Below are 20,857 nucleotides of genomic sequence, written 5' to 3' on the forward strand. Positions count from 1 at the left end.
CACCGATGACCAGGACCGCGACCCGGCGCCCCGCCGACGCGATCGCCGCACGGCCCGTCCAGGCACCGCCCCCGGTGGCGGGCCCGGGGCGGCGGCGCCTGCACGACCAGGCCCGCGCCTACGCCTTCCTCCTCGGCGGCCTGCTCTGCTTCGCCCTCTTCTCCTGGTATCCGGCGATCCGCGCGGTGGTCATCGCCTTCCAGACGTACACACCGGGCTCCGCGCCCGAGTGGGTCGGCACCGCCAACTTCACCCGGGTCCTGCACGACCCCGAGTTCGGTGCCGCCTGGCGCAACACGCTCACCTTCACCGTGCTCGCCCTGCTCATCGGCTTCGCGATCCCGTTCGTACTGGCACTGGTGCTGAACGAACTCCGGCACGCGAAGGCGTTCTTCCGGGTCGTGGTCTATCTGCCGGTGATGATTCCGCCGGTGGTCACCGCCCTGCTGTGGAAGTGGTTCTACGACCCCGGCGCCGGCCTGGCCAACGAGGCGCTCCGCTTTCTGCACCTGCCCACCTCGAACTGGACCAACGGCGCCGACACCGCCCTGATATCCCTGGTCGCCGTCGCGACCTGGGCCAATATGGGCGGCACGGTCCTGATCTATCTGGCGGCGCTGCAGTCCATCCCCGGTGAGCTGTACGAGGCCGCCGAGCTGGACGGCGCGAATCTGTGGCAGCGCATCCGGCATGTGACCATTCCGCAGACCCGGTTCGTCATCCTCATGCTGATGCTGTTGCAGATCATCGCGACGATGCAGGTGTTCACCGAGCCCTTCGTGATCACCGGCGGGGGCCCGGAGGATGCCACGGTCACCGTTCTGTACCTCATCTACAAGTACGCCTTCCTCTACAACGACTTCGGTGGCGCCTGTGCGCTGAGCGTCATGCTCCTGGTGCTGCTCGGGCTCTTCTCCGCCCTCTATCTGCGACTGACCCGATCCGGTGAGGAGGACGCATGAGCACCCGGACCCTCGTCTCCCCCGCGGCCCTGGCCCGCCCCCGCGGCAAGGCCGTCTACTGGACCGTCTTCGCCGGCGTCGTCGTGCTCTTCGCGCTCGCCTTCCTGTTCCCCGTGTACTGGATGGTGACCGGCGCCGCGAAGTCACCGGACGAGGTGGCCCGGACGCCGCCCACCCTCGTCCCGTCCCACTGGCGCCTCACCGGCTACACCGACGCCTGGGAGCTCATGCAGCTGCCGACCCATCTGTGGAACACAGTGGTCCAGGCGGCCGGTGCCTGGCTGTTCCAGCTGGTGTTCTGCACGGCCGCCGCCTACGCCCTGTCCAAGCTGAAGCCCGCCTTCGGCAAGGTGATCCTCGGCGGCATCCTCGCCACCTTGATGGTCCCGGCCCAGGCGCTGGTCGTACCGAAGTACCTGACGGTCGCCGACCTGCCGCTGATCCACACCAGCCTGCTCAACGACCCTCTGGCGATCTGGCTTCCGGCGGTCGCCAATGCCTTCAACCTGTATCTCCTCAAGCGCTTCTTCGACCAGATCCCGCGCGATGTGCTGGAGGCCGCCGAGATCGACGGCGCCGGAAAGCTGCGCACCCTGTGGTCGGTCGTGCTGCCCATGTCGCGTCCCGTGCTCGGCGTGGTGTCCATCTTCGCGCTGGTCGCGGTGTGGCAGGACTTCCTGTGGCCGCTGATGGTCTTCTCCGACCCGGACAAGCAGCCGATCAGCGTGGCACTGGTCCAGCTGTCCCAGAACATTCAGCTGACCGTGCTCATCGCCGCGATGGTCATCGCCAGCATCCCGATGGTCGCACTGTTCCTCGTCTTCCAACGGCACATCATCGCCGGGATCAGCGCGGGCAGCACGAAGGGCTGACCCCGCCCGCAGCGCAAAGGGCCGACTCCCGCCCCGCCCCTCGACAGAAAGGCACCGCCGTGGCACAGCCCACCCCTGCCCGGACGGACCGCGACTGGTGGCGTTCCGCGGTCATCTATCAGGTGTACGTGCGCAGCTTTGCCGACGGCGACGGCGACGGCACCGGCGACCTCGCGGGCGTCCGCGCCAGGCTGCCGTATCTCGCCGAACTCGGCGTCGACGCCCTGTGGTTCACGCCCTGGTATCTGTCGCCACTGAAGGACGGCGGCTACGACGTCGCCGACTACCGCGCCATCGACCCGGCCTTCGGCACCCTGGCCGAGGCGGAGAAGCTGATCGCCGAGGCGCGGGAGCTGGGCATCCGCACGATCGTCGACATCGTGCCCAATCACGTCTCCGACCAGCACCCCTGGTTCCGCGCCGCGCTCGCCGGCGGTCCCGAGCGCGAGCTGTTCCACTTCCGGCCGGGCCGCGGCGACCACGGTGAGCTGCCGCCCAACGACTGGCGATCACAGTTCGGCGGTCCGGCCTGGAGCCGGCTGCCCGACGGTGGCTGGTATCTGCACCTGTTCGCCCCCGAGCAGCCCGACCTCAACTGGAGCCATCCGGCCGTCCGCCAGGAACACGAGGACATCCTGCGCTTCTGGTTCGAGCGGGGCGTCGCGGGCGTCCGCGTCGACTCGGCCGCCCTGCTCGTGAAGGACCCCCGCCTGCCCGACTTCGTCGAGGGTCGTGACCGGCACCCTTACGTCGACCGCGACGAACTGCACGACATCTACCGTTCCTGGCGGACGGTGGCCGACGCATACGGCGGGATCTTCGTCGGCGAGGTGTGGCTGCCCGACACCGAGCGCTTCGCCCACTACCTGCGCCCCGACGAGCTGCACACCGCCTTCAACTTCTCCTTCCTGGCCTGTCCCTGGGACGCCCGGCGCCTGCGGGCGTCGATCGACGAGACGCTCGCCCAGCACGCTCCCGTGGGCGCGCCCGCCACCTGGGTGCTGTGCAATCACGATGTGACCCGTACGGTCACCCGCTACGGCCGCGAGGACACCGCCTTCGACTTCGCCACCAAGGCCTTCGGCACCCCCGCCGACCTCGCTCTCGGCACCCGGCGGGCGCGGGCCGCCGCCCTGCTGTCGCTGGCCCTGCCCGGCGCCGTCTACATCTATCAGGGCGAGGAGCTCGGCCTGCCCGAGGCGGACATCCCCCGCGACCGCGTCCAGGACCCGATGCACTTCCGCTCCGGCGGCACCGACCCGGGTCGGGACGGCTGCCGGGTGCCGCTGCCGTGGGCGGCCGAAGCGCCGTACGCCGGTTTCGGCTCCCGCGTCGATCCCTGGCTGCCCCAGCCCGCCGACTGGCCCGGCTACGCGGCCGACCGCCAGGCGCAGGACCCCGGCTCGATGCTCAGCCTCTACCGCGAGGCCCTCCGTATCCGCCGTGCCGCGTCCGGATTCGGCGACACCCCGCTCACCTGGCTCCCCGCCCCCGATGACGTCCTCGCCTTCGCCGGTGCGGACGGGCTCATATGCGTGGTGAACCTCGCGGACACGCCCGCCCGGCTGCCCGCCCACTCCCGGCTCCTGCTGGCCAGCGGACCGCTGGACGACCGTGGCCGCCTGCCGCGGGACACCGCGGCCTGGCTGCGCGGCTGAGCCGCCACCGCACGGCGCTTCCTTCTCTCTCCCCCCACACACACTCCCTCCCCCCACACGAAGGGATCAGCACATGCGCAGCAATACCTTCGGATCGGTCAGGCGTATGCCGGCGATCGGCGCAACCGTGGCCCTGGCGGCCGGCATGCTGCTCGTCCTGCCTCCCACCGCCGCGCACGCCGCCGCGGGCGCCGCCCTCCCCTTCACCTCGGTCGAGGCCGAGTCGGCCACCACCACCGGCACCAAGATCGGCCCCGACTACACCCAGTCCACCCTCGCCTCCGAGGCATCCGGCCGCCAGGCCGTCCGTCTCGCCTCCGGCCAGCGCGTCGAATTCACCGCGCCCCGCGCGGCCAACGCCGTGAACGTCGCCTACAGCGTGCCCGACGGCCAGTCCGGCACGCTCAACGTGTACGTCAACGGAACCAAGCTCGCGAAGACCCTGACGGTCACCTCCAAGTACTCGTACGTGGACACCGGCTGGATCGCCGGGGCAAAGACCCACCACTTCTACGACAACGCCCGGCTTTTACTCGGCCAGAACGTCCAGGCCGGCGACAAGATCGCGTTCGAGGCCGGCAACGTCCAGGCCACCGTCGACGTGGTCGACTTCGAGCAGGCGGAGCCGGCCGCCACTCAGCCCGCGGGATCGGTCTCCGTCACCTCGAAGGGCGCCGACCCGACCGGGCAGGGCGACTCCACGCAGGCGTTCCTCGACGCCATCGCCTCCGCCCAGGGCGGCGTGGTCTGGATCCCACCGGGCGACTACAAGCTGACCTCCTCTCTGAGCGGCGTCCAGAACGTCACCCTGCAGGGCGCCGGGCACTGGTACTCCACCGTGCACACCTCGCGCTTCATCGACCAGTCCAGCTCGTCCGGCAACGTCCACATCAAGGACTTCGCGGTCATCGGGGAGGTCACCGAGCGCGTCGACTCCAACCCCGACAACTTCGTCAACGGCTCACTCGGCCCGAACTCCAGCGTGTCGGGCATGTGGCTGCAGCACCTGAAGGTGGGCCTCTGGCTGATGGGCAACAACGACAACCTCGTCGTCGAGCACAACCGCATCCTCGACACCACCGCCGACGGGCTCAACCTCAACGGCAGTGCCAAGGGCGTGCGCGTCCGCGACAACTTCCTGCGCAACCAGGGCGACGACGCGCTCGCCATGTGGTCGCTGAATGCGCCGGACACCGACAGCAGCTTCGAGAACAACACCATCTCGCAACCGAACCTCGCCAACGGCATCGCGATCTACGGCGGCACCGACATCGCGGTCAAGAACAACCTGATCTCCGACACCAACGCCCTCGGCAGCGGGATCGCCATCTCCAACCAGAAGTTCCTCGACCCCTTCCATCCCCTCTCCGGCACGATCACGGTCGACGGAAACACGCTGGTCCGCACCGGCGCCATGAACCCCAACTGGAACCACCCGATGGGGGCTCTGCGCGTCGACTCCTACGACAGCGCCATCAACGCCACCGTCAACATCACCAACACGACCATCAAGGACAGCCCTTACAGCGCGTTCGAGTTCGTCTCCGGCGGCGGCCACGGCTACGCGGTCAAGAACGTCAACGTGACCGGCGCGACCGTGAAGAACACCGGAACCGTCGTCGTCCAGGCCGAGGCGCAGGGGGCGGCGAAGCTCGGTGGTGTCGCGGCCACCGGCGTCGGCGTGGCGGGCATCTACAACTGCCCCTACCCGGCCGGTTCCGGCTCCTTCGCGCTCACCGACGGCGGCGGCAACTCCGGCTGGAACAGCACCTGGTCGGACTGCTCCACCTGGCCGCAGCCCGGGCAGGGCAACCCCGACCCGGACCTCGCCCGCAACCTCCTCAAGGGCCGGCCGGCCACCGCGACCGGCTCGCAGGACGTCCACACCCCCGGCTCGTCGTACTCCACGGTGGTCGGCGCGCAGGACTAGCGCTTCGACCCGGCACGGGGCAACGCCGTCACCCTCAACCTGCCGCAGAGCACCGACCTGCGCTAGATGTCACCCGGTGGCCGCCAACCGCTCCCGCCACCAGGCCACCGTCGCTTCGACCTGCTCGTCGACGGGGGTGGCCCGTACGGCGAACTCGGCCTCGTAAGCGCTCGCGTCCACCACGAACGGCCGGTCGAACTGGTAACGGATCTCCTTCAGCTCGCGGAGCAGCGGGGAGAAGAGCGATGCGACGCCCAGTACGGCCGGCGACAGCCGGCGCACCGCGACCGGCCCCGTTCCCGCCTGGGCGGCGAGGTGGTCGACCATCTGCCGGGTGGACCGCGCGGGCTCCGTCGGTACGTGCCAGGCCCGTCCCCAGGCCCGTTCCTCGCCCGCGACATCAACGAGGGCCCTGGCCACATCGGGGAGATAGCTCCAGCTGTGCGGGGCGTCCGGATCGCCGAGCGTGGAGACGGGCTTGCCGCGCAGCAGCCGCGGCATGACCCGGGCGGCCAAGTGTCCGCCGTCGGTCACGCCGGGCCCGAAGAAGTCCGAGGGCCGTACCTCGACCGCCTTGATACGGCCCTGTTCATGCAGTGCCCGCGCCTGCTCCCACACGGCGGCGCGGACCCGCCCCTTGGGGCCGGTCGCGGCGAGTGGCAGCTCCTCGGTCATGGGGCCGTCCACCGGACCGTAGCCGTAGAGGTTGCCCAGCATGACCAGGACGGCCCCGGTCGCCTCGGCCGCCGCGCAGAGCGACGAGGCCAGCGTCGGCCATTCGCCCACCCAGCGGTGGTAGGGCGGTGCGGCACAGCTGTAGACCGCGGCCGCGCCCCGCGTGGCCGCGGTCAGTCGCTCGCTGTCCGTCGCGTCCAGGGCGATGTGTTCGATGCCGGGCTCCGGGCTCCGGCCCGACCTGGTGATGACCCGTACCGTATGACCCCGCTCGGCCAGCAGCCGAGCGGTGGCGGCCCCTGCGGGCCCGGACCCTATGACGACATGGCGGCTCACACCCGCACACTAGCGCGCGTATGCGGGGCGGCTCGACGGCGGGCCGCGCAGGAAGCGCCTACTTCAGCTGGACCTCGTCGTAGCGCCCCACCACGACGCGCGCCTGGTTCTCCAGGCTCTCAGAACCGGCCACCCAGTAGTTTCCGTGCCCCCTGGTGTCGGTGGACATCTGGTTGGCGCCGAAGATGCGGTCGTGGGGGGTGATGAACTGGGTCAGACCCTCGTGGTGGCCATGGGTGGGCGCCCCCAGCCTGGGGACCGGGTCGTCCTTCGCCTTCTGGTTCCACACATGCCCCGGGGGTACGTCCATGTCCTCGGCCCTCCCCACCTGGACGCCGGGGCTGCCGCTGAACATCACATCGTCCGCCTCCAGGGTGCCCTGGCGGGCGGCGGAACCCGCCACCACGCTCCCGTAGCTGTGGGCCTGCACCGACAGATGGTCATTGGCCGACGGGCTGTGGGAGGTGTGCAGCCCCGACAGGAAGTCGTTGAAATCTCCCGCCGCCCGGTCGGCGTACCTGTTCAACGCGCCTTCCGGGAAGAGGTTCTGCGGAGCGTCGTAGCCCTGCCAGGTGATGGTCGACACCTCGGGTTCGCCCGGCATCGCGCTGGCGGCCTGCCACAGATTGGTGCCCCTGACGATGGGTGTGCGGATGGCGCCGAGTTTGCTCTTGGTGCCGTCGACCATCACGGCGGTGTGATCGGCCGTGTCCGGGTTGCCGTTCGCGATGATCGCGCGCCCGTTGTTCTCGGGGTCGATATCCAGCAGATACGCGGGCGGCAGCCCGTCGCCGGTCGGTTTGTAACCGGAAGGTCTCTTGCTGGGATAGGGGTCGACCTTTCCCGTGACATCGAAACGCTCCTGAATGGCGTTCAGGCCGTCGAGAGAGGACTTCACATGCTTCCTGCGGTTGTCCCATTTGAGCCATTCCGGGTTGATCATGTAAGAGCGTCCGGCGAGGATATTCTTCGGCTTGGGCTCGGGCGGCAGATTCGCCAGCTCGGTCTGGTACTTCGCCCGCTGCTCATTGAGCACGACGCGGTTGGCCTCGTCGCGGTCCTCGACGGGGAGGCCGTCCAGCTTGCCGACGCTCGCCGGGAAGAGGGAGATGTATTCCGCCTGCTCCTCTTTGCTCAGGCGCTTCCACCAGGCCGCGTTGTCCTTGGGCGACTTGTCCTTGGGAACGTCGCGCAGATAGTCCCCGACCGTCTTCTCAACCGCCCCCCGGTCGTTGTCCGCATCGATCCAGTCGTCCTTGGTGACCGACAGATCGGCCGTCGTGATCAGCTTGCCCAGCGCCTTGGCGTACTTGCCATCCGCCTCGGTCGCGTCCTTGAGCGCGTCACCGATCCGGTCGGCGAACCCCTGGGCCCGCTGCTTCGGCGTCGTCGTGACATACGGCGTACGGCCGTTCCCGGGCGGCTCGTACTCCTGGCCCGGAAGCAGCACCAGCGGCGGCTTGTACTCCACCGAACCGTCTTCCTTGACGGTCATCCCGGCGTCCTGCGCGTCCTGGACGGCGTTGTCCAGTTTCTTCTTCGCCGCTCGCAACTCCGCGGCCAGCCCGTTCAACGCCGTCAGAATCAGCGCACACTCCACCTGCATATAGTGGAAGTTCCCACTCAGCCGCTCCAGCCGCCCCAGCGCCGCACCGACCCCCTGCCCCTTGAGCCCCCCGCGAAGCTTTGCGTTGATCTCATTGTTCAGCCGGTCCTTGGCCGCACTGGCACTGCTGCTCACCTTGTGCCAGCCGTCCGCCGCCTGCTCGAACTGGGCGGGGTCGACCGCCTTCAACTGCGCGAAAGTCACCATGCAGCGGGCCCCCATCCCCGAACCTAACCAAGCGCAATAACGGACGGGAAGTTTACGTGAGTTCCGCTGTGTGGGTGTGGGGACCGGGAATTACCTCGACATCTCAGCTCCACGCACCACATGGGTGAGGGGACTCCCGTTCGCCAGACGGGTGATGTTGGCGGCGATCTCGGTGGCCCGGTCGGCGAAGGTTTCCTCGGTATGGCCGGAGTTGTGCGGTGTCATCACCACATTGGGCAGGGTGTGGAACGGCAGCCGGCTCGGCGCATGTGGCGGGCCGGCCCACCATACGTCGAGGGCCGCGCCGGCGATGGTGCCGGCCGACAGCGCCTCGTACAGCGCCTCCTCCTGAACGACGGGGCCGCGGGCGACATTGACGAGAAGGGCGTGGCGGCCCATCGCGGCCAGCTCGGCCGGTCCGATCAACCCGCGGGTCGCGGCGCCCAGCGGAACGGTGACCACGATGATGTCGGAGTCGGCCAGCAGTTCCGGCAGCCGGTCCGTGCCGCCCACCCAGTCGGGCCGCAGATCGTCCGGCAGGGGGGCCGACGGATCGCGGCGTACGGCCCGTACGCCCAGGCCCACCGCCTGGCACAGCCGGCCGATCTCCGTCCCCGTCTCCCCGAAGCCGATGACGCCGACGCGCCGCCCCCGCAGGGTGTCCCCGAACGGCAGCGTGGCGTCGACGGCGACGTTCCGCCACCGCCCCGCACGCAGCTCCTGATCGGCCGCGAGCACACGCCGGGACAGCATCAGCACACACATCAGGACGTGTTCGGCGATCGATCTGCCGTGGTGGTGGGTGTTGGCCACGATCACATCCGGCCCCAGTGCCCCCAGGGGGATGCCGTCGTAGCCCGCGCCGACCACATGGACGAGTCGGAGCCGTCGAGCCCGCCGCGCGTCGTCCTCGGTGAGCTGTGAGCCGATGTACACGTCGATGTCGCCGATGGCGTCGGCTATCCGCTCCGCGTCCCAGTCGGAGGCCTCCAGCCACTCGTGGTGGCCCTCGGTACGCGTCCTCAGCCGCTCGCTGAACCTGCTCAGGATCCGGTGGTTGAGCATGATGCGCATGGCGCGGTCACCACCGGGGCGTGGTGGGGTCGAAGTCGGGGTCGAAGCGGCGCATATAGCCGGTGTCGTCGCGGTCGCGCAGCCCGCAGTCGAGATACTGCTGGTGCAGTCGGGCGAGCGCGTCCCGGTCCAGCTCCACGCCGAGTCCGGGAGCGGTGGGCACGTCGACCTGCCCTTCGGTGAACCGCAGCACTCCTGGGGCGATCACGTCCTCGTCCGGCCGCTTCCACGGCCAGTGCGTATCGCAGGCGTAGGTGAGCCGTGGCGTGGCGGCGGCCAGATGGGTCATCGCGGCGAGGCTGATGCCCAGATGGGAGTTGGAGTGCATGGACATGCCGAGGCCGAAGGTCTCGCAGATCGCGCCGAGTTGCGCACCGCGCCGCAGACCGCCCCAGAAGTGGTGGTCGGCCAGCACGATGCCCACCGAGCCCTGCGCGACCGCAGGGGCGAGGTCGTCGAAGGAGACGACGCACATATTGGTGGCGAGCGGTGTGTCGGTCTGCCGTGCCACGGCCGCCATACCGGCCAGGCCCGGGGTCGGATCCTCCAGGTACTGGAGGGTTCCATCGAGTTCCCGGGCGACATGGAGCGAGGTCTCCTCGCTCCACGCGGCGTTCGGGTCGAGCCGCAGCGGCAGTTCGGGGAAGGCCTCCCGCAGGGCGCGGATCGCGGCGATCTCCTCGTCGGGAGTGAAGACACCGCCCTTGAGCTTGATGGAGGAGAAACCGTACTGGTCGATCATGCGCCGGGCCTGTTCGACCAGCCCCTCCGGGTCGAGCGCGGCGCCCCAGTCGTCGTCCGCCTGATCCGGGTGTCCGGCCCACTTATAGAAGAGGTAGGCGCTGTAGGGGACGGAGGGACGCACGGTGCCGCCGAGGAGGTCGCTGACCGGCCGCCCGACCAGCTTGCCCTGGATGTCCAGCGCGGCGACGTCGAACGGGGACACCACGCGGTCCACCGTGCTGCTGCCCGTGACCATGCCGGACATGCCGTCGCCTCCGGCGGTGTCCGAACCGAGCGCGCGGCGGGTGCGCAGCAGCAGGTCGTTCAGGCTCCAGACGTCCATGCCGACGAGTTCCTCGGCGGTCCGGCGCACCCGCTCCAGGTGCACGCTGCCGCCGTAGGTCTCGCCGATGCCGGTGACGCCGCCTTCCGTGGTGACTTCGACGATGGTGCGCAGCGCGTACGGCTCATGCACTCCCACCGTGTTGAGCAAGGGGTAGTCCCGGAAAGCCACCGGGGTCACCGTGACTTCGGCGATGCGTTCAGCCGTCCCAGCCATGAACACCGTCCTCATATGTAGCCGACGTCTTCATTTGTAAACAGGAGGCGATCTGGCTGTCAATGTTCCGGCACCGGCGTGAGGAGGCTGCCCTCGGTCATGAACCGGTGCAGATTACGGAAGGTGAGCTCCCCCATGGCCTCACGTGTCTCATGGGTGGCGCTGGCGATATGCGGAAGCAGGACGACCGTGTCCAGGTCCAGCAGATCCTTGGGGACACGGGGCTCATCCGCGAAGACATCGAGCGCCGCGCCCGCTATCCCGCCGCTGACCAGGGCGTTCACCAGGGCCGGCTCATCGATGACACTGCCCCTCGAGACATTCACCAGATAGCCCTGGGGGCCGAGCGCGTCGAGCACACTCGCCGAGACCAGGCCCTGGGTGGCACCGCCCCCGGAGACCGCCACGACCAGCGCGTCGCACTCCGCGGCGAGCTCGGTGGGCGAGGACACGCGGCGATAGCTCACGTCCTCGGCGGGCGTACGTGAACAGTAAAGGAGCTCGACATCGAAGCCCTCGAGCCGCCGGGCGATGGCGCGGCCGATCCTGCCGAGCCCGAGGATGCCCACGCGCTTTCCGCTCACCTTCGACGCGAGAGGGAAGGCGTCCTGGAGCCAGGCGCCGCGGCGGACGAAGCGGTCGGCGGCCGACAGCCGGCGCATCACATCGATCAGGGCGCCGACGGCGAGATCGGCCACGCAGTCGGTGAGGACGTCCGGGGTGTTGCTGACATCGATACCGCGCGCCCGGGCCCGGGCGACGTCCGTGGTCTCGTAGCCGACCCCGAAGTGGACGATCGCGCGGAGCGCGGGCAGGGCGTCCATCAGCTCGTTCGACACGCCGATCCGGGCGCTGGTCACAGCCGCCACCACTTCGCCACCGTGGTCCCGCAGATAGGCGTCGGGATCGGGCAGTTCCGCGAGTCGCACGGTGTGATGGTGCTCGGCCAGCGCGGACTCCAGGGTCGGCAGCAGTGGACACACCTGCAACACGGTGCCGGCGGTGCCAGTTGAGGAAGGCATGGGGCCACTCCCGTTCTTGTGGAATGGGCGGGAGCGTATGGCCGATTTCGATGCGTGTCTAAGCTCAAAACTGTATCGCTCGATACCTTCTCCATATCAATGGGCGGCCGCGGGGCTCGTCCCGACCTGCTGCGGACCGCGCAGCCAACGCTTTGGCCACACCCCTTGACGCCCCTGCACCTCGGCCTTAGCTTCGGCGTTTACAAATGCAGACCGGGTACGCATGTATGGACAGCCATGTCAGCAATCGCGTCTCCGGCGGCACCACTTCAGCCCTTTCGGAGATACGCCGACGATGAAGTCCTCCGTACGCTCCTTGCCTCGCCCAAGCAGGTCCCGAGCACATCCGGTTCTTAGTGTTCTCGCCTCGGGCACGATGCTGCTGACCAGCGCGTGCACCGTGGCGAACAGCGACAGCGCCGGTGACGCCGGCAGCGCGGACGGCAGCACGCTGCGGGTGGTTCTCACCCAGGAACCCCCGACGCTGGAACCCTGCGAGTCATCCACAACCGCGACCGGTGTCGTGGTCCGCTCCAACATCACCGAACCGCTGATTGAACGGGACCCCACCTCGGGCAAGCTGGAACCGCTGCTGTCGACCGGCTGGCGGCAGACGAAGCCCACGACATGGACCTTCGACATCCGCACCGGTGTAACCTTCCAGAACGGACAGCCGTTCACGGCGAAAGACGCCGCCTTCTCCATCGACCGCGCCGTCAACTCCGATCTCGCCTGCAACGTGGACGGCTATGTCTTCGGCGACGAGAAGCTCGATGTGCGCGCGGTCAGCCCCACCCGGCTGACCGTCACCACCAAGAAGGCCGACCCCATCCTCCCGTTGCGGATCAGCTTCATCGAGGTCGTGCCGCGCACCACCGACACCAAGGCCAAGGTGCGCATACCGATCGGCACCGGCCCCTACGCCGTCAAGGAGTGGCAGACCGGTGTCTCGATCTCCCTGGCCCGCAACGCAAAGTACTGGGGGAAGGCTCCCGCCTACCCCCAGGCCATGTATGTCTGGCGCAGCGATGCCAGCGTCCGCGCCGCCATGATCAACAAGGGCGAGGCCGACATCGCGACATCGCTGGACCCCATGGACGCGACCAAGGACAACTCCGTCGCCTTCCCCAACAACGAGACGACCGCCCTACGGCTAGACGGCCGCGAGGCGCCGCTCAACGACATCCGGGTGCGCAAGGCGATCGGCATGGCCATCGACCGTAAGGGCATCATCAAGGCCCTGCTCGGCGGACTGGCCAAGCCCGCCGCGCAACTGGTCCCGCCCGGCGTGGTGGGCCACAACGACGACCTCGTCCCCCCTTCGCACAACGTGGCCGCGGCCCGTGCGCTGGTCAAGCAGGCGGCTGCCGACGGGGTCCCCACCAAGCGGCGGATCACCATCGTGGCACGCAACGGCCAGTTCGCCGGGATCGCGGAGACGGCCGAGGCCCTCCAGTACGAGATGGCGCAAATAGGGCTGAACGTAAGGATTCGCATGGCGGACACGGCCACCAGTCTTCAGTACCAGCTGCGCCCGCTGCCCCGCAATGTCGGGCCGATCGCAATGCTGGTCCAGCACGGCAACCAGGCCGGGGACGCGGCCTTCACCACCAGTCAGTACCTGTTGAGCGACGGCCCGCAGTCCACGTTCGGCACCAAGGAGCTCGACCGGCGCATCGACGCGGCGAACGAGCTGTCCGGCGAGGCCCGCCAGAAGGCGTTCGCCGATCTGCTCGACTATCAGAACAAGACGGTCGCGCAGTACGCCTACCTGGCTCATATGCGCGGACTGCTCGGTCTGTCGCCGTCGGTCCGGTACCAGCCGAACTCCGCCACCGGAGACGAGATGCGGCTGGCCGAGGCCACTCCGGCGAAGGCGGGGAGGCACTGACATGTGGTCCTTCCTGCGCAAGCGCATCATCTCCAGTGCGATCCCTCTGGTGTTCGTGGTGCTGGGCGTGTTCTGCCTGGCACGCCTGACCGGTAACCCGGTCGACCTCTATCTCCCGCTGAGCGCCACCCCCCAGCAGCGCGCGGAGTTCTCCGCCGCCCACGGCTTCGACGACTCCATCCCGGCGCAGCTGTGGGACTACCTCACCCAGGCAGCGCACTTCGACTTCGGTACGTCGCTACGGACCGGGCAGTCGGCCGCCTCGATGGTGCTCGACGCGTTTCCCGTCACCCTTCAGCTCGCCGGTATGACCATGCTCCTGTCGATCCTCGGCGCGCTGCTGGTCGGCAGCCTCGCCGCCTACCGGCCCAACTCGCTCATCGACCGGATCGCCGGTCTGCTGTCCATGACCGCGGCCAGCATCCCCGACTTCTGGTTCGCGATCATGGGTGTGCTGGTCTTCGGAGTGACCCTGGACTGGCTGCCGACCTCCGGCACCCTGGGCGGCCCCGAGATATGGGTGCTGCCGATCGCCACCTTGCTGATCCGCCCGTTCGGCGTGCTCGTCCAGGTGGTCCGCGGCAGCATGGTCGGCGCGCTGTCCGCGCCCTATGTCAAGGTGGCCCGCAGCAAGGGCGCCGACGCCAAGCGAGTTGTGTTCGGACACGCCCTGCGCAACGCCGTCACGCCCGTCCTGACCGTCGCCGGAGACCTCACCGTCGGTCTCGTCAACGGCGCGGTGATCGTGGAGACGATCTTCGGCTGGCCCGGAATCGGCAAGCTCATGATCGACTCGATTCTGCAGCGCGACTTCGCCGTGCTCCAGGCCGCGGTTCTGATCACCGCCGTGACGATCTTCGCGCTGAACATCCTCGTCGACGTCTGCCACGCCTTGATCGACCCCCGAGTGCGCCAGGCGGTGCCGGCGTGAGCGAAGGAGCCACCATGACCGATCCCGCTGACCGTCCCGCCGGGGACACCGCCTCGGCAACCGCCCCTGACACCACTGCCACTTCTGAAGCCGCGTCACCGCGCACCCGCCCGCCCCGCTGGTGGCTGCTGCTCGGCCGGGACCGGGGCGCGGCCGTCGCGGCCGTCATCCTCGCCCTGGTGTTCCTGGTCGCGCTGCTCGGCCGGCTGTTCATCGGCGACCGGGCGATACGGCAGGACCTGCGCGCCTCGCTGCGCCCGCCATCCTTCGACCACGGCTTCTACGGGCTGCTCGGCACGGACGTACTGGGCCGCAGCGTGCTGGCCCGGCTGATCGAGGCCGCCGGGACCACGCTGTATGTCGCGGTGCCCGCGGTGCTGTGTTCGCTGCTGATCGGTTCCGCACTGGGAATGTGGGCCGGCTACCACGGGGGCTGGCGCGAGAACATCGCGATGCGCACCGCCGATGTCATCCTCAGCTTCCCGTCCCTGCTGATCGCGGTGGTCGTGCTGTATGTCTTCTCGCCCAGCGCGCTGAACATCGTGCTGATCCTCGCCGTCGCGCGTATCCCCGTCTATCTGCGCACCGCCCGCGCGGAGTCGGCCGAGCTCAGAAGCCGGCTGTTCGTCGACGCGGCCCGGACCTTCGGCACCCCGAGCCGGCAGATCATCTACCGGCACATTCTGCCGATCGCGCTGCCGACACTGCTGACGGTGGCCACGCTCGACTTCTGCTTCGTCATGCTGACCGAGTCCAGCTTGAGTTTCCTCGGCATCGGGATCCAGCCCCCCGATGTGAGCTGGGGGCTGATGGTGGCCCAGGGCCGCCAGTATCTGCAGACCGCCTGGTGGATCGCCGTGCTGCCGGGCATCGCGATCGTACTCACCACGGTGTCGGCCACGGTGCTCGCCGCCTGGGTGCGCCTGGCCACGGATCCCGCACAGCGCTGGCGTCTGACGCTGCCCAAGAAGCGGCGCGGGGCCCGAGCCGCTGTTTCCCCGGAGGTGATCGCGTGAAGCCGTCAACCCTGCCCCCGCCCGCCGCAGCAGCAGGCGCCGCGCTCGAGGTCGAAGGGCTCCGCGTCGAACTGCGCACCGCCTCCGGCACGGTCCGCGCCGTGGACGACGTCAGCTTCAGTGTCCGCAAGGGCCGCACACTGGCGCTGCTGGGCGAGTCCGGCTGCGGAAAGTCCATGACCGCCCTGTCGATCGCCGGGCTGCTCGACCCGGTGGCCGAGGTGACGGAGGGATCCGTACGGGTGTCCGGCACCGATGTGCTGCGGCTCAGCCCGGCGGGCCGCAGAAAACTCGCCGGCCCCGGTCTGTCGATCGTCTTCCAGGACGCGCTGACCGCGCTCAACCCCGTACAGCCGGTCGGCAGGCAACTCGCCGAGCCGTTCCGCATCCATCGCGGGCTGTCGCGGCGCGAGGCCAAGGAGAAGGCGATCGAGCTGATGACCCGCGTCGGCATCCCCGAGCCGCGGCTGCGGGCCCGCTCGTATCCGCATCAGTTCTCCGGCGGCATGCGGCAGCGTCTGCTGATCGCGATGGCCGTCGCCCTCGACCCCGACGTACTGATCGCCGACGAGCCCACGACCGCGCTCGACGTCACCGTGCAGGCGCAGATCATGCGGCTGCTGCGGGATCTGCAGACCGAGCGGGACATGGCGATCGTCCTGATCACCCACGACCTGGCGGTGGTCGCCCAGCGCGCCGACGATGTGGTGGTCATGTACGCGGGCAATGTGGTGGAGACCGGCCCGGTACAAGAGGTGTTCACCCGCCCCCGCCACCCCTACACCAAGGGGTTGCTCGACTCCGTACCCGAGCATGCCGTCAGGGGCCGCCCGCTGCCCGCCGTGCCGGGCAGCCCGCCCGAGCTCAGCGCGGTCCCCTCCGGCTGTGTCTTCCAGGCCAGATGCCCGCTGGCCAGGGAGCGCTGCGCCCAGGAACGTCCTCATCTGGTGTCCGTCGACGCCTCGCGCTCGGCCGCCTGCCACTTTTCCGAGGAGCTCGACCGTGTCTGAGATCTCTGGGGCCCCGATCTCCGGTGCCCCCGTCACCGAAACCACCGCCACGGGCCCGCGCCGCGACAGCTCGGCCGGCTCCCCGCCCCTGCTCGAGGTCAGCGGCGTCACCAAGTCGTTCGGCCATGGGCGCCGGCGCCTGACCGCGCTGGACGGAGTCGATGTGCGGCTCGAGCGCGGGGAGACCCTTGGCCTGGTCGGCGAGTCCGGATGCGGTAAGTCGACCCTGGCCAGGGTGGTGCTCGGGCTCGAGCGGCCGGATACGGGGACGGTGCGCTTCGACGGCACCGACCCGTTCACCCTCAAGGGCAAGGAACTGCTGGCCTGGCGGCGTCGGGTGCAGATGGTGTTCCAGGACCCGTTCGCCTCGCTCAACGCCCGGATGTCCGCGGCCGACCTCATCGGGGAGCCGTGGCGCACCCACCGCGACATCGTGCCCACGGCCAAGGACCGGGAGCGGCGGGTACGTGAGCTGCTGTCCCTCGTCGGGCTGCGGGACAGCGACGCCCATCGCTACCCGAACGAGTTCTCCGGCGGGCAGCGGCAGCGCATCGGCATCGCCCGGGCGCTCGCGCTCGACCCCGACCTGATCGTGTGCGACGAGCCGGTCTCCGCGCTGGACCTGTCGGTGCAGGCCCAGGTGCTCAATGTGCTCTCCGAGTTGCGGGAAAGGCTCGGTGTCTCCTATGTCTTCATCTCCCATGACCTCTCGGTGGTCCGACATGTCTCCGACCGGGTGACGGTGATGTATCTGGGCAAGGTCATCGAACACGGCCTCACCGAGGACGTCTTCGACCGGCCCCTGCACCCCTACACCGCCGCCCTGATGTCGGCCGCGCCCACGCTCGACGTCTCAGGAGAGGCACGCGACGAGGAGATCCAGTTGCGCGGGGAGATCCCCTCCCCGTTCGACATTCCGTCGGGCTGCCGGTTCCGCACCCGCTGCTGGAAGAGCGAGGCCCGGTGCGCCGAGCACGCTCCCCTGGCGATCACCCGCGACGGCGCCGCGGACCCCGGGCGGGAGCCGCATGAGGCGCTGTGCCACTTCCCGCTGGGCACCGGGCCGAGGGGAGCGTGAGCGCGCCGGAGTTCGCCCTGCTCTTCGTCACCGTGGCGGTCGGGTCGCTGCTCCAGGTCTCCATAGGCTTCGGACTCGGCCTGATCGCCGCCCCGGTGATCGCCACGCTGGACCCCTCGCTCACCCCGGTGGTGGTGCTGCTGCTCGCCACCGGGGTCACGGGCGCGGTCATGGCGCTGGAGGGCGGGCACGCGGACATACGAGGAGCGGGGTGGGCGCTGGTCGGCCGGGTGCCGGGCGTCCTGGGCGGCGCGGCGCTGGTCGCCCTGCTGCCCGCCCGGCAACTCGCCTTCCTCGTCGCCGCGGTCGTCCTCGCGGGCGTCGCGGTGAGCCTGCGCGGCTTCGTACCCCGTACGGGACGGCGGTCCGTGCTGCTGGCCGGGATGGTCTCGGGGGTGATGGGCACGGCCACCTCCATCGGAGGGCCGCCGATGGCCATGGTCTGGCAGCGCTTGAGCGGCCCGAAGCTGCGCTCCACGATGAGCGGGTTCTTCCTGGTCGGCTCGGCGATGAGTCTGGTCACGCTGGCGGCGACCGGGGCCGTGCACTCGAACAGCCTGCGGTACACCGCCCTGCTGGCCCCGGCCGCGGCGATCGGAGTGCTGCTCGCCCGCCCGCTGTCGGGCAGGCTGGACATGCGGCGTACCAGGTCCGCCGCCATGGTGCTCGCGGTGGCGAGCGCGACCGTGCTGGTGATCCAGCAGTTCGTCTGAGCCTGGCGCCGGCGCGTCAGGCACTCGCCGCGCGCGCCGCCGCCAGGTCCGTCACCAGGCGCTCCTCGACCGGAACGCTCGGGTCGGAGTACTGGCCTGACAGGCAGACGGGCCCCGACCAGCCCATGGCCGCCAGCCGGTCGAAGACCGCCGACCAGTTCGCCAGCCCCTCGGCGCCGGGGACGAACCACGGCTTCCAGCGACCGCCGACCGACTCACCGGCGGGCTCGACCGGCACATGGATGACGTTCTTGAGGTTGACGATGCCGAGCCGGTCCGCGACCAGCGGCAGCGTCACCCCCGGGTCGTCGCCCGCGAGCGCGTCGTGGGCCGCGTCCCACACCACCCGGAAACCGTCCATCGGCAGCCCGTCGAGAAGGTCCATCACACCCAGCGCGGAGGATACGAAGCGCCCGTGGTGCGGCTGCACCCCCACCTGCACGCCGTACCGCTTCACCAGGGGCGCGGCGGCCTCCAGGCGCTGCCGGAAGCGGTGTACGGAGGCGGTGTAGCCGTCGGGGCCGAGCTCGGCCATGACGCGGATCATCGGTACGTCCGCCGCCCGGCACGCCGCGAAGACGGGCTCGTCCAGGCCGCTCGCGACGCTGATGACCTCGACGCCCTCGGCCCTCAGCCGTGCGGCGAAAGGCGGCAGCAGCCGCTCCGCCTCGGCCGGGGTGACATAGGCGCTGTCCCGTACCGGGACCTCGGCGCCGCTGAAGCCGAGCCCGGAGACCAGCTTGCCCAGCTCGTCGCCGGGCAGGGCGGACCAGGGCTTGGTGAAGACGGACCACAGATATGTCATGGGTCAGCGGCCTCCGAGTCCGCTCATGGTGATGCCTTTGACGAACCATCGCTGGGTGAGGAAGAAGAGCAGGATCAGCGGGACGGTGGTGATGGTGGCCGCCATCAGCAGCAGGTTCCACTGGGTTCCGTTGGTGGACTGGAACACCTGGAGGCCGACCGACGCGGTCCTGGTGGCGTCGCTGTTGGAGATCACCAGCGGCCAGAGCAGGTTGTTCCACTGGCTGATGAACTTGAACACGGCCAGGGTGGCGATGGCCGGTACGGCCAGCGGGACGATCACCCGGATGAAGGTCTGCCAGCGGCTCGCCCCGTCCAGCCGGGCCGCTTCCTCGTAGTCGCGGGGGACGCCGAGGAAGAACTGCCGCAGCAGGAACACCCCGAGCGCGGTGAAGGCGTGCGGCAGGATCATCCCCGCCCAGGTGTCGACCCCGTGCAACTTGGCCACCAGGATGAACTGCGGGACCAGGGTGACCTGCGTCGGGATCATCAAGGTGGCCAGATACACGCCGAACAGCACCTCGCGGCCCCGGAAGGCGAGCCGGGCGAAGGCGTACGCGGCCAGCGCCGCGGTGATCGTCTCCAGGATCGTGGTGCCACCGGCGAAGATGACGGTGTTCAGCAGATAGCGGCCGATGGGGACCAGGTCGAAGGCGCGGCCGATGTTCTCGGTGTGCCAACTGCTCGGCCAGAACGAGGGCTTGGTCTGCATCGACTCGGTGTCGGACTGGAAGGCGACCAGCACCATCATCACGATCGGGGTGAGGGTGACCGCCGTGGCCAGAAAGCAGGTGAACACCAGCAGTTTCCGTCTGGCGACGGGCGAGCGGCGCAGCGGCGCGAGTACGGGGATGTCAGTTGTCATAGTGCACCAGCCTCCGCTGGAGGAGGAACTGCATCGCGGTGACCACCGCGATGAAGGCGAACAGCACGATCGACTGCGCGGCCGCGTAGCCCTGCTCGTAGTTCTGGAACCCCGTTTGGTAGATGTACATGACGAGGGTGGTGGTACGTGACCCCGGCCCGCCGTCCGTCATCACCAGGGCCTGGTCGAACACCTGGAACGAATTGATGATCGAGGTGACGACGACGAAGAACATCGCCGGTGAGAGCAGTGGCAGCGTCACGCTGCGGAAGGTCCGCCACGGTGTGGCGCCGTCGACCCTGGCGGCCTCGTACAACTGCTGCGGGATGGCCTGCAGTCCGGCCAGGAAGATCACCATGCCGAAGCCGAAGCTCTTCCAGACGCTCATCACGATCAGCGCCGGCATCGCCCAGTCGTCCGAGATCAGCCACGCCGGACCGTCGATTCCGACCATGCCGAGCACGGCGTTGACCAGTCCGTCGGTCGGGATGTAGAGCCAGACCCAGACGAAGGCCACCGCGACGGTGATGGTGGCGTACGGCAGCAGGAGCAGCGACCGGAAGACCGCGATGCGCCGGAGCCCCTGGTTGAGCAGCAGGGCGAGGACCAGGCTGACCAGCAGGGTCAACGGCACGCTGGCAAAGGTGAAGTACAGGGTGTTGCCGAATGCCGACCAGAAGGTCGCGTCCGGTCCCAGCCGGGTGAAGTTGTCAAGACCCGCGAAGCTGGGCGGGCTGAACAGGTTCCAGTCGAGCAGCGAGATCACACCCGCGGCGATGACCGGCCCGGCGGTGAAGACGAGGAATCCGATCAGACTGGGCAGCAGAAACAGCCAGGCGGCGAACGCCTCCGAGCGGCGCCATCGGGGGCGTGGGGGCCGCGGAGTCGGGGTCCGGGATGCGGCGGTGCGGGTCTCGACAGCCAT

Annotated in this window: 17 protein-coding genes and 1 pseudogene; 10 read left to right on the forward strand and 8 right to left on the reverse strand. The window is 69.3% G+C overall.

Annotated elements, in window-relative coordinates:
* Positions 1 to 5: 5 nt before the first annotated feature.
* The 4 genes and pseudogenes from ACH4U7_RS40790 to ACH4U7_RS40805 form a co-directional block, all read left to right on the forward strand.
* Positions 6 to 962, forward strand: coding sequence for a carbohydrate ABC transporter permease (locus ACH4U7_RS40790; protein WP_398532826.1), 957 nt, complete (start codon positions 6 to 8; stop codon positions 960 to 962).
* On the forward strand, positions 959 to 1,834 hold the full coding sequence (locus tag ACH4U7_RS40795) for a carbohydrate ABC transporter permease (protein ID WP_398532827.1): 876 nt from the start codon (positions 959 to 961) through the stop codon (positions 1,832 to 1,834). Before ACH4U7_RS40790 ends, ACH4U7_RS40795 begins: the two co-directional genes overlap by 4 nt.
* Positions 1,835 to 1,893: 59 nt before the next feature.
* The gene (locus ACH4U7_RS40800) at positions 1,894 to 3,492 is read left to right on the forward strand and encodes a glycoside hydrolase family 13 protein (protein ID WP_398532828.1); all 1,599 of its coding nucleotides are present in this window, start codon (positions 1,894 to 1,896) and stop codon (positions 3,490 to 3,492) included.
* A gap of 73 nt (positions 3,493 to 3,565) precedes the next feature.
* Positions 3,566 to 5,485, forward strand: a pseudogene (locus ACH4U7_RS40805) (glycosyl hydrolase family 28-related protein); the annotation flags it as partial.
* A gap of 6 nt (positions 5,486 to 5,491) precedes the next feature.
* On the opposite strand, the gene ACH4U7_RS40810 reads toward ACH4U7_RS40805, so the two are convergent.
* From ACH4U7_RS40810 to ACH4U7_RS40830, 5 genes are all read right to left on the reverse strand, one after another.
* Positions 5,492 to 6,433, reverse strand: a complete 942-nt coding sequence (locus ACH4U7_RS40810) for an NAD-dependent epimerase/dehydratase family protein (protein ID WP_398532829.1) — start codon at positions 6,431 to 6,433, stop codon at positions 5,492 to 5,494.
* A 58-nt stretch (positions 6,434 to 6,491) separates the two neighbouring features.
* Positions 6,492 to 8,246 carry an alpha/beta hydrolase gene (locus ACH4U7_RS40815; RefSeq protein WP_398532830.1) on the reverse strand — a complete coding sequence of 585 codons (1,755 nt, stop codon included), beginning with the start codon at positions 8,244 to 8,246 and terminating at the stop codon, positions 6,492 to 6,494.
* A 90-nt stretch (positions 8,247 to 8,336) separates the two neighbouring features.
* Complete coding sequence (locus ACH4U7_RS40820; protein ID WP_398532831.1) at positions 8,337 to 9,320, reverse strand: 2-hydroxyacid dehydrogenase; 984 nt, start codon at positions 9,318 to 9,320, stop codon at positions 8,337 to 8,339.
* Between the two features lie 7 nt (positions 9,321 to 9,327).
* Complete coding sequence (locus ACH4U7_RS40825; protein ID WP_398532832.1) at positions 9,328 to 10,602, reverse strand: glucarate dehydratase family protein; 1,275 nt, start codon at positions 10,600 to 10,602, stop codon at positions 9,328 to 9,330.
* 59 nt (positions 10,603 to 10,661) lie between these two features.
* Positions 10,662 to 11,624 carry a 2-hydroxyacid dehydrogenase gene (locus tag ACH4U7_RS40830; RefSeq protein WP_398532833.1) on the reverse strand — a complete coding sequence of 321 codons (963 nt, stop codon included), beginning with the start codon at positions 11,622 to 11,624 and terminating at the stop codon, positions 10,662 to 10,664.
* A gap of 376 nt (positions 11,625 to 12,000) precedes the next feature.
* On the opposite strand from ACH4U7_RS40830, the gene ACH4U7_RS40835 reads away from it, so the two are divergent.
* The 6 genes from ACH4U7_RS40835 to ACH4U7_RS40860 are packed head-to-tail and all read left to right on the forward strand — an operon-like array spanning position 12,001 to position 18,263.
* Positions 12,001 to 13,515, forward strand: a complete 1,515-nt coding sequence (locus tag ACH4U7_RS40835) for an ABC transporter substrate-binding protein (RefSeq protein ID WP_398532834.1) — start codon at positions 12,001 to 12,003, stop codon at positions 13,513 to 13,515.
* A gap of 1 nt (position 13,516) precedes the next feature.
* Entirely contained in the window at positions 13,517 to 14,446 is a 930-nt protein-coding gene (locus ACH4U7_RS40840; RefSeq protein ID WP_398532835.1) for an ABC transporter permease, read from the forward strand.
* 14 nt (positions 14,447 to 14,460) lie between these two features.
* On the forward strand, positions 14,461 to 15,462 hold the full coding sequence (locus ACH4U7_RS40845; protein WP_398532836.1) for an ABC transporter permease: 1,002 nt from the start codon (positions 14,461 to 14,463) through the stop codon (positions 15,460 to 15,462).
* Positions 15,459 to 16,472 carry an ABC transporter ATP-binding protein gene (locus ACH4U7_RS40850; RefSeq protein ID WP_398532837.1) on the forward strand — a complete coding sequence of 338 codons (1,014 nt, stop codon included), beginning with the start codon at positions 15,459 to 15,461 and terminating at the stop codon, positions 16,470 to 16,472. Before ACH4U7_RS40845 ends, ACH4U7_RS40850 begins: the two co-directional genes overlap by 4 nt.
* On the forward strand, positions 16,465 to 17,550 hold the full coding sequence (locus ACH4U7_RS40855; protein ID WP_385624016.1) for an ABC transporter ATP-binding protein: 1,086 nt from the start codon (positions 16,465 to 16,467) through the stop codon (positions 17,548 to 17,550). Before ACH4U7_RS40850 ends, ACH4U7_RS40855 begins: the two co-directional genes overlap by 8 nt.
* On the forward strand, positions 17,547 to 18,263 hold the full coding sequence (locus ACH4U7_RS40860) for a TSUP family transporter (protein WP_398532838.1): 717 nt from the start codon (positions 17,547 to 17,549) through the stop codon (positions 18,261 to 18,263). Before ACH4U7_RS40855 ends, ACH4U7_RS40860 begins: the two co-directional genes overlap by 4 nt.
* Positions 18,264 to 18,279: 16 nt before the next feature.
* Here the strand turns inward: ACH4U7_RS40860 and ACH4U7_RS40865 are convergent, their stop codons facing one another.
* From ACH4U7_RS40865 to ACH4U7_RS40875, 3 genes are read right to left on the reverse strand one after another with little or no spacing between them, the layout of a single operon-like run.
* Entirely contained in the window at positions 18,280 to 19,068 is a 789-nt protein-coding gene (locus ACH4U7_RS40865; protein ID WP_398532839.1) for a sugar phosphate isomerase/epimerase family protein, read from the reverse strand.
* A gap of 3 nt (positions 19,069 to 19,071) precedes the next feature.
* Positions 19,072 to 19,932, reverse strand: a complete 861-nt coding sequence (locus ACH4U7_RS40870) for a carbohydrate ABC transporter permease (protein ID WP_398532840.1) — start codon at positions 19,930 to 19,932, stop codon at positions 19,072 to 19,074.
* Positions 19,922 to 20,857, reverse strand: coding sequence for a carbohydrate ABC transporter permease (locus ACH4U7_RS40875; protein WP_398532841.1), 936 nt, complete (start codon positions 20,855 to 20,857; stop codon positions 19,922 to 19,924). The genes ACH4U7_RS40870 and ACH4U7_RS40875 overlap by 11 nt, the downstream gene beginning before the upstream one ends.

It is taken from the genome of Streptomyces sp. NPDC020845 (assembly GCF_044334165.1).
Classification (GTDB): Bacteria; Actinomycetota; Actinomycetes; order Streptomycetales; family Streptomycetaceae; genus Streptomyces.

Bases quoted from the DNA above. Each gene is read 5' to 3' on its own strand.
- ACH4U7_RS40790 (WP_398532826.1), top strand. From the start codon at position 6: ATGACCAGGACCGCGACCCGGCGCCCCGCCGACGCGATCGCCGCACGG.
- ACH4U7_RS40795 (WP_398532827.1), top strand. From the start codon at position 959: ATGAGCACCCGGACCCTCGTCTCCCCCGCGGCCCTGGCCCGCCCCCGC.
- ACH4U7_RS40815 (WP_398532830.1), bottom strand. From the start codon at position 8,246: ATGGTGACTTTCGCGCAGTTGAAGGCGGTCGACCCCGCCCAGTTCGAG.
- ACH4U7_RS40820 (WP_398532831.1), bottom strand. From the start codon at position 9,320: ATGCGCATCATGCTCAACCACCGGATCCTGAGCAGGTTCAGCGAGCGG.
- ACH4U7_RS40825 (WP_398532832.1), bottom strand. From the start codon at position 10,602: ATGGCTGGGACGGCTGAACGCATCGCCGAAGTCACGGTGACCCCGGTG.
- ACH4U7_RS40830 (WP_398532833.1), bottom strand. From the start codon at position 11,624: ATGCCTTCCTCAACTGGCACCGCCGGCACCGTGTTGCAGGTGTGTCCA.
- ACH4U7_RS40835 (WP_398532834.1), top strand. From the start codon at position 12,001: ATGCTGCTGACCAGCGCGTGCACCGTGGCGAACAGCGACAGCGCCGGT.
- ACH4U7_RS40840 (WP_398532835.1), top strand. From the start codon at position 13,517: ATGTGGTCCTTCCTGCGCAAGCGCATCATCTCCAGTGCGATCCCTCTG.
- ACH4U7_RS40845 (WP_398532836.1), top strand. From the start codon at position 14,461: ATGACCGATCCCGCTGACCGTCCCGCCGGGGACACCGCCTCGGCAACC.
- ACH4U7_RS40865 (WP_398532839.1), bottom strand. From the start codon at position 19,068: ATGACATATCTGTGGTCCGTCTTCACCAAGCCCTGGTCCGCCCTGCCC.
- ACH4U7_RS40870 (WP_398532840.1), bottom strand. From the start codon at position 19,932: ATGACAACTGACATCCCCGTACTCGCGCCGCTGCGCCGCTCGCCCGTC.
- ACH4U7_RS40875 (WP_398532841.1), bottom strand. From the start codon at position 20,857: ATGGCTGTCGAGACCCGCACCGCCGCATCCCGGACCCCGACTCCGCGG.